This is a genomic window from Muricauda sp. SCSIO 65647, from assembly GCF_021534965.1.
Classification (GTDB): domain Bacteria; phylum Bacteroidota; class Bacteroidia; order Flavobacteriales; family Flavobacteriaceae; genus Flagellimonas_A.
Map to the genome: position 1 here is coordinate 3,796,591 of NZ_CP091037.1, position 15,064 is coordinate 3,811,654.

General features: G+C 43.9%; 19 protein-coding genes. 8 read left to right on the top strand and 11 right to left on the bottom strand.

Annotation, left to right across the window (positions count from 1 at the left end):
- Positions 1-7: 7 nt before the first annotated feature.
- The 3 genes from L0P89_RS16850 to L0P89_RS16860 form a co-directional block, all read right to left on the bottom strand.
- Positions 8-817, bottom strand: a complete 810-nt coding sequence (locus L0P89_RS16850) for an outer membrane protein assembly factor BamD (RefSeq protein WP_235266309.1) — start codon at positions 815-817, stop codon at positions 8-10.
- Between the two features lie 118 nt (positions 818-935).
- A complete protein-coding gene (gene dapA / locus L0P89_RS16855; RefSeq protein ID WP_235268067.1) occupies positions 936-1,826 on the bottom strand; it encodes a 4-hydroxy-tetrahydrodipicolinate synthase in 891 nt (296 codons plus the stop codon).
- A complete protein-coding gene (locus L0P89_RS16860) occupies positions 1,826-2,362 on the bottom strand; it encodes a DUF6913 domain-containing protein (protein ID WP_235266311.1) in 537 nt (178 codons plus the stop codon). The genes dapA and L0P89_RS16860 overlap by 1 nt, the downstream gene beginning before the upstream one ends.
- A gap of 78 nt (positions 2,363-2,440) precedes the next feature.
- Here L0P89_RS16860 and L0P89_RS16865 point away from each other — a divergent pair, with 78 nt between their 5' ends.
- From L0P89_RS16865 to L0P89_RS16880, 4 genes are all read left to right on the top strand, one after another.
- A complete protein-coding gene (locus L0P89_RS16865) occupies positions 2,441-3,193 on the top strand; it encodes a 5'-nucleotidase C-terminal domain-containing protein (protein ID WP_235266312.1) in 753 nt (250 codons plus the stop codon).
- Positions 3,190-4,104 carry a metallophosphoesterase gene (locus tag L0P89_RS16870; RefSeq protein WP_235266314.1) on the top strand — a complete coding sequence of 305 codons (915 nt, stop codon included), beginning with the start codon at positions 3,190-3,192 and terminating at the stop codon, positions 4,102-4,104. The genes L0P89_RS16865 and L0P89_RS16870 overlap by 4 nt, the downstream gene beginning before the upstream one ends.
- A gap of 57 nt (positions 4,105-4,161) precedes the next feature.
- The gene (locus L0P89_RS16875) at positions 4,162-5,085 is read left to right on the top strand and encodes a hypothetical protein (RefSeq protein WP_235266316.1); all 924 of its coding nucleotides are present in this window, start codon (positions 4,162-4,164) and stop codon (positions 5,083-5,085) included.
- Between the two features lie 134 nt (positions 5,086-5,219).
- The gene (locus L0P89_RS16880; protein WP_235266317.1) at positions 5,220-6,101 is read left to right on the top strand and encodes a thermonuclease family protein; all 882 of its coding nucleotides are present in this window, start codon (positions 5,220-5,222) and stop codon (positions 6,099-6,101) included.
- 79 nt (positions 6,102-6,180) lie between these two features.
- Here the strand turns inward: L0P89_RS16880 and L0P89_RS16885 are convergent, their stop codons facing one another.
- From L0P89_RS16885 to L0P89_RS16915, 7 genes are all read right to left on the bottom strand, one after another.
- Positions 6,181-6,483, bottom strand: coding sequence for a hypothetical protein (locus L0P89_RS16885; protein ID WP_235266318.1), 303 nt, complete (start codon positions 6,481-6,483; stop codon positions 6,181-6,183).
- Positions 6,464-6,880 (bottom strand): hypothetical protein, encoded by a 417-nt coding sequence (locus L0P89_RS16890; protein WP_235266319.1) that lies wholly within the window; start codon positions 6,878-6,880, stop codon positions 6,464-6,466. The genes L0P89_RS16885 and L0P89_RS16890 overlap by 20 nt, the downstream gene beginning before the upstream one ends.
- 2 nt (positions 6,881-6,882) lie before the next feature.
- Positions 6,883-7,257, bottom strand: a complete 375-nt coding sequence (locus L0P89_RS16895; protein ID WP_235266320.1) for a hypothetical protein — start codon at positions 7,255-7,257, stop codon at positions 6,883-6,885.
- Positions 7,258-7,388: 131 nt separating this feature from the next.
- The gene (gene ligA, locus L0P89_RS16900) at positions 7,389-9,383 is read right to left on the bottom strand and encodes an NAD-dependent DNA ligase LigA (RefSeq protein ID WP_235268068.1); all 1,995 of its coding nucleotides are present in this window, start codon (positions 9,381-9,383) and stop codon (positions 7,389-7,391) included.
- Positions 9,383-9,964 (bottom strand): TIGR00730 family Rossman fold protein, encoded by a 582-nt coding sequence (locus L0P89_RS16905; protein ID WP_235266321.1) that lies wholly within the window; start codon positions 9,962-9,964, stop codon positions 9,383-9,385. Before L0P89_RS16905 ends, ligA begins: the two co-directional genes overlap by 1 nt.
- 27 nt (positions 9,965-9,991) lie before the next feature.
- Positions 9,992-10,855 carry a peptide chain release factor N(5)-glutamine methyltransferase gene (gene prmC, locus L0P89_RS16910; RefSeq protein ID WP_235266322.1) on the bottom strand — a complete coding sequence of 288 codons (864 nt, stop codon included), beginning with the start codon at positions 10,853-10,855 and terminating at the stop codon, positions 9,992-9,994.
- 3 nt (positions 10,856-10,858) lie between these two features.
- Positions 10,859-11,341 carry a GNAT family N-acetyltransferase gene (locus tag L0P89_RS16915; RefSeq protein ID WP_235266324.1) on the bottom strand — a complete coding sequence of 161 codons (483 nt, stop codon included), beginning with the start codon at positions 11,339-11,341 and terminating at the stop codon, positions 10,859-10,861.
- A 31-nt stretch (positions 11,342-11,372) separates the two neighbouring features.
- Between L0P89_RS16915 and ribD the strand changes: the two genes are divergently transcribed.
- Genes ribD through L0P89_RS16935 form a run of 4 tightly spaced genes read left to right on the top strand, consistent with a single transcriptional unit; the run spans position 11,373 to position 14,495 of the window.
- Positions 11,373-12,422: a bifunctional diaminohydroxyphosphoribosylaminopyrimidine deaminase/5-amino-6-(5-phosphoribosylamino)uracil reductase RibD gene (gene ribD / locus L0P89_RS16920; RefSeq protein WP_235266326.1), complete on the top strand. Its 1,050-nt coding sequence runs from the start codon at positions 11,373-11,375 to the stop codon at positions 12,420-12,422.
- Positions 12,419-13,021: an HAD family hydrolase gene (locus tag L0P89_RS16925; RefSeq protein WP_235266329.1), complete on the top strand. Its 603-nt coding sequence runs from the start codon at positions 12,419-12,421 to the stop codon at positions 13,019-13,021. Before ribD ends, L0P89_RS16925 begins: the two co-directional genes overlap by 4 nt.
- Positions 13,018-13,881: a DMT family transporter gene (locus L0P89_RS16930; RefSeq protein WP_235266330.1), complete on the top strand. Its 864-nt coding sequence runs from the start codon at positions 13,018-13,020 to the stop codon at positions 13,879-13,881. The genes L0P89_RS16925 and L0P89_RS16930 overlap by 4 nt, the downstream gene beginning before the upstream one ends.
- A complete protein-coding gene (locus L0P89_RS16935; protein ID WP_235266331.1) occupies positions 13,881-14,495 on the top strand; it encodes an IMPACT family protein in 615 nt (204 codons plus the stop codon). Before L0P89_RS16930 ends, L0P89_RS16935 begins: the two co-directional genes overlap by 1 nt.
- Here L0P89_RS16935 and L0P89_RS16940 read toward each other — a convergent pair.
- A complete protein-coding gene (locus L0P89_RS16940; RefSeq protein ID WP_235266333.1) occupies positions 14,492-14,890 on the bottom strand; it encodes an acyl-CoA thioesterase in 399 nt (132 codons plus the stop codon). The two genes, L0P89_RS16935 and L0P89_RS16940, sit on opposite strands and share 4 nt — an antisense overlap.
- Positions 14,891-15,064 lie beyond the last annotated feature (174 nt).

Sequence of the window (15,064 nt, forward strand, 5' to 3'; positions counted from 1 at the left end):
AAACTTATTATTTCGAAAAATCTTGCATCTCGTTCATGAGCTTTTTGTAGAGATCGTCAGCCTCTTTGGCATATTTGGTCTCAGGGTATGATCGCTTTAAGGCGTTGTAGGCGGCGACAGCATCATCTAACCGCTCTTTTTTCCTGTTAGGGGTACTGTTCAATGCCAAATTCGTAGATGACTTCAATTTATAATAAAAAGCGTCTTCACGATAAATAGAACCCGGATTCTCGGTGATGAAATTGTCCAATGCCGTTATGGCCGAAATGAGCACATAAAAATCAAACTCGCCCAATTTATCAAATTGCTTTGCAATCTCGAATTGTTTCCGCTCTTTTTTGGTGGTCAGTTCAGCGGCCATTTTATTGGCCTCATCAAAATACTCTGAATCAGGATAGGTATTGATAAATGCCTGTAATTTTGAAAGGGCCTTGTCGGTATCGGTTTGATCCAAAGAGTACCGTGGCGAAAGCTCATAATAACTCTTTGCTCCCAAAAAAGAGGCTTGTTGTATTTTATCACTATTCGGATATGACTTCACAAAACGCTCAAATTGGTAGCCAGACAAATAATAATCGCCTATCTGAAAATATGAATCGGCGAAAAAGAACATCACCCGCTCACCCTGTGGCTTACCGGCATATTTGGGAGCTATTTGCTCAAAAAGTCGATTTGCCCTCTTAAAATCACCCTCATTATATTTTCTCTCGGCCAGGTCATACTTCACTTTGACATCTTCACTCTTGAGCACCTTTTGGTATTCATTGCATGAAGAAAAAAGAAGAATAATGGCAACAAGGGGCAGCAATAACCTCATCTTGAAAAAAATATTTTGCAAAATTAATGATAATGAATGGATATTAAAAATACCACTGCCATCAAAAGTATATTGAAAACTGGATGTCGCTCGCTTTTTTAGGGAAGATTTAACGCAATCAAACTTCCTCCTTTTGCGTGGACTTCAAAAATGCCTTGATTTTTTGTTTAAGATAGGGAGTAGCCTCAACCAAAGGTAATCGGACCTTTGCGGTCGAAAGCCCCAAAAATTCAAAAATGGTCTTGATCCCTGCAGGATTTCCTTCCTCAAAAATCAACTGCATACCGTTCAACAGGGCATGGTGAACCTCATATGCCTCATCAGATTTGTTCTGAAGTGCCAAATCGACCATTCTTGAGAATTCTGAAGGAAGTCCCTGGCCCAATACGGAAATGACCCCTGCCCCACCGGCCAGAATGGTAGGCAAGGCTGTAAAATCATCGCCCGAAATCACCAAAAAATCCTCAGGTTTGCGCTTTATGATGGTATTGATCTGTACCATATCACCACATGCTTCCTTGATGGCCACAATGTTTCTGACATCGTGTGCAAGCCGTAAAGTGGTCTCTGGCAACATATTGCTGCCCGTTCGCGAAGGCACATTGTACAATATCACCGGCACTGGCGATGCCTTTGCAATCGCTTTAAAGTGTTGAAATATGCCCTCTTGGGTAGGTTTGTTATAATAGGGTGATACTGAAAGGATAGCAGAGAACTCAGAGAAATCGTACGTCTGCAAATCGTCGATCACGGCCTGGGTGTTGTTGCCGCCCATACCGACCACCAAGGGTACGCGCCCAGCATTCACCTTTGCGATGGTCTGCATCACCAGCCTTCGTTCTTCAGACGATAAGGTGACCGATTCAGCCGTCGTTCCCAAGGCCACCAAGTAATCGACCCCTCCTGAAAGGCAGTGTTCCACTATGGCTCCCAAAGCCTTATAATCTACAGAAAAGTCATTTTTGAACGGTGTTACCAAAGCAACTCCTGTGCCCATCAACTGTTCCATCATTTCACTTCTTTCATTACTTTCAAATACTTGTGCAGTTCGGTTTTAAAAGCCTTGAAATCATTAAAGGGTGTATGTAAGATCAAATCGTTCAGTTTAGTATCCACTTCGCCGAAACCGACCCGTAACCGTGCCGGGGTCTTTACCGTCAACAATTTCATCATCAGGTTGTCATCGGTGTAATAATTGATCAGCAAATCATATTCCCTTCCCAAGAACTCCAAAACATAACCATTTTCAATCTCTCCTTTCCAACCCAGATCCTTGTCTGAAAACATCGGAATCGCATAAGGGGAGTTCTTATCATACTCCCGCTTATACCCGATGACCTTGACCGCATTGGGCCTCAATGAGAGTTCATTGGTCAACTCATAAAAAACTTCGGCCCTGTCAAAACGGTCAACATCAACGATACAGGCAATACGGGATATACCTTGGCTACGCGAAACCGCTACAGTGGGATTTTCAAGCTCTTCGTCTAGAAACTTCTGCCCAGATTTAACCTTAAATTTATCCCGAAAAGCCTTGAATACCATATATTTTTTCCATTTTTACAAATGTAAAGAATATACGAACATCTGGGGGTAAAGATAAGCCGAGTGAACATTTTAAAAATGAAACATTTTGTTGTTTTTATAACAATTGTATGTTTCGCTTCCTGTAATGAAAATCCTGTAACGGTACAAAGAATAAAGGGTGAACAGATTGCCATCAACGAATCGTTACAAGCAGTTGATTCAATTGAGAACACCATACAGCCCTACCGAAACCGGTTGACAGCTGTAATGGACAGTGTACTCACTTTCGCTCCCAATACGTACACAAAACAAGATGGGGAACTGAACACTTCGGCCGGCAATTTATTGGCCGATCTTATTTTGGAACAATCCAACAAAGTCTTCAAGCTACGTACCGGAAAAGAAGTTGATTTTGTGGTACTTAACCATGGCGGCATACGTTCGATTATTTCAAAGGGTAATGTAACCGTTCGTAACGCCTTTGAAGTAATGCCTTTTGAGAATTACATCGCAGTGGTAGAAATACAGGGCAGGGCAGTCAGAAATCTGATATCATTTTTGATCGAATCGAATCGGGCCCACCCCATCGCTGGTCTTCAAATCAAAATTGATAATGAAAAAAAATTGGTCGGGGTGACCATAGATGGAGAACCTTTCGATGAAAACCGAAAATATTATGTGGCCACTTCAGATTATTTGGTGCAAGGGGGTGATGACATGGGGTTTTTCAAAAATGCAGATACAGCGATCGTAATCGACTATCTCGTTCGAAATGCCATGATTGATTATTTTGGAAAAGTAGACACCCTCAATGCCCATGTCGATGATCGATTTATACAGTTGAGATGAACAGACGAAACTTTTTATCAAGAACGGCAGCAGCTACGGCCTTCACAGGTTTGGGCGGGTTGGCACTGAATGGTTGCAAGCAGTTCGGGCAAAAACACATCACCATTTTGCATACCAATGATGTGCATAGCCATATTGACCCTTTTCCAAGTGACCATTCGCGCCATCCGAACCTGGGCGGTATTTCAAGACGTGCCGGTTTGATTTCCGAGATTCGTGATGACAACCCCCATACGTTGCTTTTCGATGCCGGGGATATTTTTCAGGGAACGCCCTATTTCAACTTCTATGGGGGAGAATTGGAGTTCAAACTCATGAGCATGCTCAAATACGATGCGGCCACCATCGGAAACCATGATTTTGATAATGGTGTTGACGGACTCTTGGCGCAACTGCCAAATGCGAAATTTGAGCTGCTGTCAGCCAATTACGACTTCTCAAATACGGTATTGGACAGCTTTGTGAAACCCTATCAGATCTATGTTCGTGATGAAATTAAAATTGGGGTATACGGACTCGGCATCAAACTCGAGGGACTTGTTACCAAAAAACTCTATAAAGAGACCAAACACCTCAATCCATACGAAATTGCCTTAGACACCGAACGGAAACTTAAAGAAGAGGAAAACTGCGACCTTATCATCTGCCTTTCGCATTTAGGGTACGATTATAAGGGCAACCCTGACCGTGCAGATGACCTGACCCTAGCAGTAAAGACCGGGCACACCCATTTGATCATTGGGGGGCATACCCATACATTTCTTGATAAACCAACTGTGCGCACCAATAAAAATGGAAATCCCGTATTGGTGAACCAAGTCGGTTGCTATGGTATCAATCTAGGTCGAATAGACTTTTATTTTGATGATGCAAAAGAAGTTTCTGCAGAAGGCATCAGTATTTCGGTCTAAAACTGTAACGATCGATTTTTGTCGTTGTCTTTAGCCAAACCATCAATCAAAAAACACATGCAAACCCTCATCAAAATGACGATGCTGCTTTTTTGTGGCGTCGTCATTACTTTCTCTGTACGCGCACAATCAGAAACTGTTTTCAATGATGTGCATTTTTATGAATCCCTTGCCATGGTCAAAGAAAAGATCGGTCCTGATGTAGTATCGCACACGGTGGTACAAATCGATGACCCGAGCTTTCCACTTGCCGAAAAAAGTGAATCACATTTGTTGTGCACCAACTTAAAGACCAAAAACGGAACCATTGCCCAAGTGGTATTCACCTTTGCCGATGACCGATTGCACTATATTGAGGCCAGGGGCAATGCCATTACCAATTTGCTAGAATCAAGAAAAGATACCGCAGATAGCTATATGCACTATAAAGTGCATTTTAAAGATGGCCTTTTCGCCGATGTCGAAAAAGACATTGTTTGGCTATTGACTGATGAGGCCATGCATCCGAATTTGAATACTTGGGAAAACCCGTATTTGTCACAAGGCAAAGCCATCGATTTGGGCTATCTACAATCAGGAAAGGTTCCTGAATTTATTGAAATGGGTGCGGATTTAGAAAGCCTGCGGCCAAAGCTTGAAGCCAATAGCCATTTCGTGCACGAGCAGAAACTAGATGGCTCTGACCCCAACGCACAATTACAACTGAACTGTTTTGGGGTCGAATATGCAGGTTTCCCCAGAAAAATCGAGGCCCGTTTCGGCGATGGAAGATTGAACGTGGCCTGGATATTGACAGGAAAAGGTGAAGAAGACCGCATTCGGCAGAAATTAATGGCCGAGTACGGCGAACCCATATTCGTGAACGAGGCATGGGAAATGTTCAACGACTGGACCATAGGCTTAAGAAAAGACAAACCCGAAGTGTTGCTGTTGACCAAAGAACTGGGGCAATTCTATAAAAAAGAATACTTCAAGCAATAGTGCCCGTACGCCCCATTGGGGCAATCTATACACCCATTCTGACCAACCATACAGAAGTTACGGTACTGGCCACATGATAACAGTAAAGGTTGTAAGAAAATTACTAGCTTTCTTCGTAATAGAACCTGTGGACCATGGAAAAAGTACAGATATTTTGGGATCCCAAAGGCATTGAGCTTGACCGACTCGGCAAAAAATCAAAATCGGGCGATCCCGCCGATGGCGATACCCCATATGTACGTATGCCCATTCGCATGTTGGGCATCGATACCCCAGAGACCAGTTATCAAGGTGGTGAGGCTACGGGCAACAACAAACTGAATGAATTAAAAACTTTGCTCGAAACAGGTAACTATGACAACTGGATCGACCCAGCTTTCAAAGCCCACATTTTGCCACGATTGGTCAATGCGGGTACCCGACAGATCTCACAGGGGCAACAGGCCAAGGCTTTCTTTAAAAACTTACTCGATACCCGACTGGCCAAACCCAACGGCACCAATCGCAGCCTTTTTGTACTGGCCGCCGATGAGCACTTTGACCACTATGGACGACTGCTAGCGTACATTGCGCCCAGTTTTACCACAACAGAGCTGGCCACGGTAAGTTTTGACGAACGAAAGACCTTCAACCTATTGTTGTTAGAGTCTGGCTGGGCCTCTAGCATCATCATTTACCCCAACCTGCCCAAAAATTCCGATCTGCGGTTGGCGCGAACGGCCGTCAAAAATGCCGTTGAAAATGATTTAGGTGCCTGGGCCGATCCCTTGATGCTCACCGCCTACGAATACCGCATGTGCATAAAGCTTTATAATGCCTGCAAAAAGGCAAAGGCCAGCAACGGTTTCTTTGTCAAAGAATCTGATTGGGTGCAACGCTACTGCATTGACATAACGACCCTTAAGGTTTATAATCCCCAACACTACCTACAAGTACAGCCCTATAACCGTTTGTTCATTTGGGGCAATGACATTCGTAAGGCTGTGGGCGAACTGAATTTGATTGCGGCAGAATAGGCCAAGCATTTTTATCAACCATTGGTACGCCCATCATTTTTGATAGGGACAGTCCCATAATTATCCATTATTTAGACGGTTAGCCCAAAACCGCCTCCACCAACATTTTCAGCTCTTCATCAAAACCCATAGTAGGAAAGGGCCTTCCCGCTTGGCGATACCAATAGCCCGCGTTCCATTCATCGCCCTCTTTGCGATGCAGATAGGCATGTACCCATTTGGCCATGGGGTCGGTCAATTGATCTACCAAATGGTGGGCAGCATGCCAATCGCCATTGGCATCGTGCCAAAGAGCTTGCAGTACAACGGGCCATGTATTGGATGGAACACCTAGATGCAACGTCTCTTGAAATTCATCAAAATTATTCGGTGCTTTCATCATGAATGTATTGTGGCCAAGCCCGATGAGCCAAGATGCCCCCGCAGATCATTATCAACAAATGATACGGGGTATCCAATTCAATGGTAAATACCCGACCCAAGACAAACAATAAAACAATCATAGCGAAAAAGGCCAAAAAGCCCGAGAGTTCTCGCTGCTTGGTGTGTACGATTCGATTGTAGAATACTTTGGCAATCAACCCCCCCAGCAAAAAGTTTAACCAAATCAGTTCGGTTCGATTCTCTTCGATGACCTTGCTAAAAGTAGGGAAACCTTTATCTTCAAGAAAAACAAGCACTATATCGATGATCACCATAAGCCCCAACAGCGAGGCGATGACAATCTTGATAATCCTTATTGTCTTATTGTTTTCCCTTAAAAAAGATTTCACTTGCATAACTAGAAATTCATCGACCAAAAAAGGTGCCCGTAAAACAGACCCAAAATCAGTAGAATACTCAAAAACCACACTGGTTTTTTAAAAGGTACTTTGAACCCTATCAATGTCATGATCGCAGCCAAAGAAAATAAAATGATAACGGGTAGCCCATCCCCTAATCCAAAATAATCGGTTTTGACCCCCAAAAATAAGTGCCCCATAATCGCACCCAATCCGAAAGGAATAAAAAACAATTTGTCTTTGGCCGCCTCAAAAAGAATGATATTCGAGGTATCATTATCCACTTCATTGAGGTTCAATACAATTTCAAGTGCTACATAGACCACGGCAAAGCCCGCCATAATATATGTGACCAACCGGTATGCTTCGCCCATGTTTTCCATTTCACGCGTTAAATTAAAGAAAACCTAGAAAATTCGTACACATCTGTCAGAAATACTGGAAGAATCAGTACCCCGTATTATCATTGTGCAATTACGTAACTGCCTTTATCAGAGAAAAGCTTTTATGAAATCATCCCTAAAAAGTCTTGTTCAGAAATAATGGGCACCCCCAAACCTTCGGCCTTCGTCTTTTTACTGGGGCCCATATTGGCCCCTGCCACCACATAACTGGTCTTCGAAGAAATGGAAGAGGCGACCTTGCCCCCATTGTCTTCGATCAGTTTTTTGAGTTCGCTGCGGCCAATGGTTTCGAAAACACCCGAAACCACAAAGGTCTTTCCTTTCAATAGATCGGACTGATGCTGTAATTGTTCTTCAGAAAGTGAGAATTGCAATCCGTAGGTCTTCAATCGATTCACTGTTTCAAGATTGGTCTGATTTTGGAAAAACTGCACTACACTTTGCGCGATTCGTTCCCCAATCTCATCAACAGCGGTCAGTTCTTCTTCTGATGCGGCCATGAGCGCATCGATGTTCTTGTAGGCCTTGGCCAGTTTCTTGGCAACGGTCTCGCCCACATAACGGATACCGAGTGCGAACAGCACCCGCTCGAAAGGGATTTTTTTCGATGCCTCTACCCCATTCACCAAATTCTCTGCCGATTTCTCGGCCATCCGCTCCAGCGGAATGATTTGGTCAACGGTCAACATATAGAGATCGGCATAGTTATCGATCAGCCCTTCTTTGAACAACAATTCTACGGTTTCACCGCCCAATCCCTCGATATCCATCGCCTTACGTGATATGAAATGTTGTATACGCCCCGTAATCTGTGGTGGGCAGCCTGTATCGTTCGGACAAAAATGTTGGGCTTCACCTTCTTTCCGAATCAGTTCGGTGCCGCATTCTGGGCAATGTGTAATGTATCGGGTCGGTGTTAAACCCAGAGGTCTTTTGGTCAAGTCTACCGCAATGATCTTGGGTATGATCTCGCCCCCTTTTTCCACAAAAACGGTATCCCCCTCCCGAATATCGAGCTTTGCGATTTGGTCGGCATTGTGCAACGAGGCCCGTTTCACCGTAGTGCCCGCCAATAGCACAGGTTGCAAATTGGCAACGGGAGTGATGGCCCCCGTGCGACCTACCTGATAGGTGATCTCATTGAGAATGGTAGCTTCTTGCTCGGCCTTGAACTTATAGGCCATGGCCCATCGGGGTGCCTTGGCGGTATGGCCCAGCTCTTCTTGTTGTAACAGACTGTTTATCTTAATGACCACACCGTCGGTTTCATAAGGCAGTTCATGGCGATGTACATCCCAATATTCCACAAATCTCAAGACCTCATCGGTGGTCTTGCACAATTTGGCCACGGGCGGTACCTTGAACCCCCAGGCCCGGGCTTTTTCCAAGACTTCAAATTGGGTTTTAAGACCCGATGCACCCACGATACTGTACAAAAGACAATCCAATGGGCGTTGGGCGACCAAGGCGCTGTCTTGCAGCTTCAACGACCCTGAGGCAGTATTTCGTGGATTCATGTAAGGTTCTTCGCCATTTTCTATACGTTCTTGGTTCATTTTGGCAAAGCCTTCCAAGGTCAAGATAATCTCTCCGCGAATATCAAATTTTGACGGGTAGTCGCCCCGAAGCTTCAGCGGTACCGATCCGATGGTCTTGATATTTGTGGTCACATCATCGCCCTGAAAACCGTCGCCACGGGTAACCGCCCTTGCCAATTGCCCATTTTCATAGGTCAGATTGATAGAGGCCCCATCGTATTTGAGCTCGCAGACAAATTCAACGGGCACGTCGCCGAGAATACGCTGAATACGCTTTTCCCAGTCCTCTAAATCTTCTTTAGAGTACGAATTGTCTAAAGAGTACATGCGATGTTCATGTGCTATGGTCTCAAAGTTCTTGGTCACCAAGCCCCCTACCCGAAGGGTCGGCGAACTGGGATCATAAAACTCAGGGTGCTTTTCTTCGAGGTCTTGAAGCGCTTTGAGCTTCATATCAAATTCGTAATCTGAAATGGTCGGTTTGTCGAGCACGTAATAGTTGTAATTGTGCTCTTGCAGTTCTTTGCGAATGGTTTTTATTTTTTGCTCAATAGTCATCACACTTGTCCTTTTTTTAGCCACTTGGGCACAGGAATCGGTTCATAATCACGCATTTTTTGAAGTAGTCTAACAATGCGGTCATCGACCTGTATCATTTCGTAGTTTTCTTTCTTTAAGAACTGTTGGTCAATCATCTTTCGCAACATGGCCAACAATTCGTCATAAAACCCATTGGTGTTCAAAATGCCTATGGGTTTTTGGTGCAGGCCCAATTGTGCCCAAGTGATTATTTCAAAAAACTCTTCTAAAGTACCATAGCCCCCGGGAAGCATGATAATCCCCTCTGAAAGTTCGTACATTTTCAGTTTGCGCTCATGCATACTCTTGGTAATGATCAACTCGCTCAAGCCAGAATGATAAACCTCGCGAAGCATTAAAAAATCAGGAATGACCCCGATTACTTTTCCACCATTGTCGAGACAACCTTGGGCGACATGGCCCATGACCCCTATGCGGGCTGCGCCATAGATCAAGGTGATGTTTTGGTCGGCCAGTGTACTTCCCAATTTTGAGGCATCTGCAATTATTTTAGGGTCTTCACCCTCGCTGCTTCCACAAAATACAACGATGCTATGCATAGACTTCACGTTTTATTGCATTGATTTTTAACTCCATTCTGCCCTGATCATTCGGTCGTTCCCAAAAATATCCTTTTTCAATTCAATATCCTTGAAATTTTGTTGCTGCAGCAGTGTTACGGTCTCTTCGCCCAAATATTGATTGACTTCGAGGAAAAGGCTCCCGCCCACATTCAGATGGTATTTGGCAAACCTTGAAATAGCTTTGTAAAACACCAATGGATTTTCATTCGAAACGAACAAGGCTTCCCGCGGTTCATATTTTTTGACATTGTTCTTGATTTCTGCCTTTTCAGATTCCCGCACATAGGGCGGATTTGAAACGATAAAATCAAAATGAAAATCCATTTTCTTACCATCCAAAATGTTCTTCTGAAGGAATTGCATCTCCACCCTGTGCATTTTGGCGTTCTCTTTTGCCACCTTGAGCGCTTCAACAGAAACATCAAGTGCGTACACTTGTGCATGGGGAAGGTTTTTGGCAAGTGCAATGGCAATGCAACCACTGCCTGTACCAATGTCAAGAATTTTGATCTTCGAGTCATTGAACACGCTTTGACTTTTCCCTATGTGCAAAAACCACCGTACCAGTTCTTCCGTCTCGGGCCTTGGGATCAAAACATGTTCGTCGACCTTGAAGACCATATCCATGAAATGGGCTTCGCCCAAAATGTATTGTACGGGTTTCTCTTGTTTTAATTGTGACAATGCCTCAAACAGGGGCCGCTCTTCTTCATTGTTCAGGGCAAACTGGGGCTGCATGACCAAAGTAAAACGTTCAAGCTGCAAATAGTGCTCGATCATTAGATGAAAAAAACTGTCAATTTCCGCTTTCGGATATAGGTTTTTTAATTCTAGATGGAAGATGTTCTTGATTTCAGAAAGCAGCATAGGTCAAAGTGTCTTCAGCATCCACACAGAGCAAGAAGTGTGTCCTGTATCGCCCATGGGTCCATCGATATACTCAAATCCGTTCTTTTCATAGAGTTTTCGGGCGGCATCCATATAGGGCATGGTTTCAAGGTAACATTTGTCAAAACCAAATTCCTTGGCCTTCCCAAGGCAGAGGTCTAGTATTTTAGTGCCGAATCCACGTCCACGGGCCTCCTTCAAAAAATACATTTTCTGCAGTTCGCACACATTGCCCCCGTAATTATCCAATGGGGCAATGCCCCCACCACCGATGACTTCTCCATCTTCCTCGATTATGAAATAGAAAGCCCTTGGCCGGTCGTAGGCTTCGTACATCTGGTTCAAGGAAGTATCGGCATATGCGGTACCCGTCTTGGGGATTCCCATATCTTCAAATACGCTTCGTATCAGGGCCGCCACCTGTTGATTATCGTTTTGCGAAATCTCGCGAATATTCGCGTTCATCGTCTTTAATTAAATGACCTATTTTTGCTGGGTGAAGATAGCGGAAAAATATATGCATCGATGCATCAAGTTGGGCAAAAATGCCCTTGGTTTGGCTGCTCCGAATCCAATGGTGGGCTGTGTTATCGCCCACGATGGCAAAATTATTGGTGAAGGCTTCACAAGTGAACACGGTGGGCCACATGCCGAGGTGAACGCCATACGGTCCGTCAAGAAAAAAGAACTGCTCAGGGAAGCTACTTTATTCGTGACCCTAGAGCCTTGTTCACATTTCGGAAAAACACCACCTTGTGCCGATTTGATCATAGAGCACCATATCAAGAATGTGGTCATCGGGGTGCAAGATCCGCATGATAAAGTGGCTGGATTGGGAATCAAAAAATTGAAAGCTGCCGGCTGCCAAGTGACCGTTGGCGTCTTAGAAGAGGAATGTCGCGAGCACCACAAACGCTTTCTGACCTTTCATGAAAAAAAACGCCCCTATATCATCTTGAAATGGGCGGAAACTTGGGATGGATTTATCGCTCCCAAGCAAGAAAAACGGACGGGAAAACCCCAACCGTACTGGATTACCAATGAACACTCACGTCAATTGGTGCACAAATGGCGAAGTGAGGAACAAGCTATTTTGGTGGGCACCAAAACGGCGCTGGAAGACAATCCGAAACTGAATGTCCGCGATTGGGAAGGGAAAAATCCCATAAGGGTGTTATTGGACAAGGAACGAAAAATCGATAACACCTACCACGTGATGGACAAAAGTGTCAAAACGATCGTTTTCACTGAAGAACAAAATGCCGTCGACAACATAGACGGAATTATATTTGAACCCCTTGATTTTCAACGCAATGTGGCCCAACAACTTTGCAGCAGCCTCCACCACCACAACATCAGCAGCATAATCGTCGAAGGTGGCGCAAAAACGCTACAGACCTTTATCGATGAAAACATGTGGGATGAGGCAAGGGTATTCAAGGGGAAGACCATTTTTAAGGAAGGAATCAAAGCTCCTGCCCTTTCTGGGATACCAATAACGACCAATACTATTTTGAACGACACCTTGACCATACTGACTCCATGATCAAAAACATCATTTTCGATTTCGGCGATATTTTCATAAATCTAGACAAATCGGCCACGGCGCGTGCCATGGCGAAGCACGGATTCAAAGGCCTGACCCCAGAGCTTGACCAATTGTTCAAAACCTATGAAAAGGGATTGGTGGGTTCAGGTGAATTTTTACAAAAGGTAGGAAAACTGTTCCCTACTGCCCATGAACGTGAATTGATCGATGCCTGGAACGCCATTCTTTTAGATTTTCCACCCTATCGGTTAAAATTTCTTGAGAGACTTTTCGAAGAAAAACGACACCGTCTTTTTCTCTTGAGCAACACCAATGAAATACATATAAAAAACGAACAGCAAAAAATGGGCGAAGCCTTTGAGCGTTTCAAAAGTTGTTTCGAGGGGTTTCACCTTTCATATGAAATGAAGATGCGAAAGCCCGATAGCGAAATCTTTGAATTTGTCTTGAACGAAAATGGCCTGGACCCAACAGAAACATTCTTCATCGACGATACAAAAGAAAACATAGAGGCTGCCGCAGGTTTGGGCATCAAAACATGGCACCTTCAGGTTGGTGAGCAAGATGTTGTACAACTCGACCAATTCATGCCATGATAGATCTCGCCCTAAGCATCTTTTGTTCTAGCCTCATTTTTGTGGTATTCAAATTATACTCGCGTTTCAATATCGAGACCTTTTACGCCATCGTGGTAAACTATGTTGTGGCTTGTACCACAGGTCTCTTGTTTTACGAAAAGAAAATTTTGATCGGTGAAGTAATGCAGGCCTCTTGGATTTGGGGTACTCTTCTTTTAGGTGTACTTTTTATCACCGTCTTCAATCTCATGGCCAAGACCTCGCAAGAAAATGGTGTTTCGGTGGCATCGGTGGCTACGAAAATGTCGTTGGTGATTCCCGTTCTGTTGGGCGTCGCGCTCTACAACGAAAAGCTGTCCTTTCTCAATATTATTGGTATTCTTTTGGCCTTGGTGGCCGTTTATTTTGCTTCTGTCAAGAAAAATAGACTCAGCCTTTCAAAAAGCAGTCTTTTGCTGCCCGTATTGGTCTTCTTGGGGTCTGGCATCATTGATTCGAGCATCAAGTATGTTCAAGAGACCCAGTTGGAAAAGTCAGAATTTCCGTTGTTTTCATCAGTGGTCTTTGCTGCGGCAGCGCTTACAGGAATCATGCTCATTTTGGTAAAACTCTCAAAAACATCGATAAAGTTCAACGCCAGAAACATCATGGGAGGCATTGCATTGGGGGTGCCCAACTATTTTTCAATTTTCTTTTTGCTTCGCGCGCTGCAAAACGAACAGTTGAACAGTGCCTCGATCTTCACCATAAACAATGTGGCCATCGTGATGTTTTCGACGCTCTTGGGCATATTGTTGTTCAAAGAAGAGTTGAGTTCAAAAAACTGGTTGGGCGTAGGTTTTGCAGTGGTCAGTATTCTTTTGGTAGCTCTATTTTGATGGAAGGCCCCATTTACAACTTCAAAACCTTGACCGCTCCTTCAGAGGTCATCTTGCACAAAGACCGAAAGAGCAAATTTTACGGGTATGCTTTTCCTATTTCTTCCGAAAATGCGATAAAACCGATTCTTGAAAATATTAGGAAGCAATATCCCATGGCCAACCATGTATGCTATGCATGGCGGTTGGGTATCGAAAATGTCCGTTACCGCGCCAACGATGACGGCGAGCCTACCAATTCTGCGGGTATGCCCATTTACGGGCAATTAAACGCTTTTGGGGTGACCAATACATTGGTCATCGTGGTCAGAGTTTTCGGGGGCACCAAATTGGGCGTAGGCGGCTTGATACAAGCCTATAGAACCGCTGCACGCCTTACCCTTGAAAAGGCAAAAATTGTCGAAAGGCAGATAACGATCGGTTTTGAGTTGCTGTTTCCCTATTCAGAAATGGATGTGGTCATGCGAACAATCAAAAAGCATCAAGTAACGATCGACTCCCAAGAAATGAATCTCGATTGTAAGTTGATCATCTCCATTCCAAAAGAAAAACATAAAAAAGTAGTCGAAGCCTTTGGTGCCCTACATAAAGTTTCCATCAAAAAAACAGGTTAGTCTTTCAGTTTGTCAAGAATGTAATCGGGGCATTTGACCGGTTTGCCCGTGGCAATATCGATGAATGCCAAAACCGTATTTGCCTCAGCCAACAATTCTCTACTTTCAGTATAGATTTCATAGTCAAATTCTATTTTGACCAAAGGCTTTTTTTTGAGCATTGTACGAATGGTCAGAACATCATCATATTTAGCCGACCTTTTATAATTGATTTGTAGGTGGATGACGGGCAACATCGTACCATTTTCTTCCATATCGCGATACGATATGCCGAGAGTCCGCAACCACTCTACTCTACCCATCTCTAGGTATTGTGCATAGTTGCCATGGTATACCACCCCCATTTGGTCGGTTTCACCATACCGAACACGGAAAGAAAATTCATGAAATCGCATATTTCTTGGCGAAAAAGTATATATTTATGGATTAAGAAATCTGGTCAGGAACATGCAAAAAAAAAAGATAAATTTCAATATGAAATGCATTTTTTTTTTAGGTTTTTTGTTCACATATTTGTCGAGTTCTTTAGTGCGGTTGCGCACCATTAAGTTTTAGTCAAAAACACATCA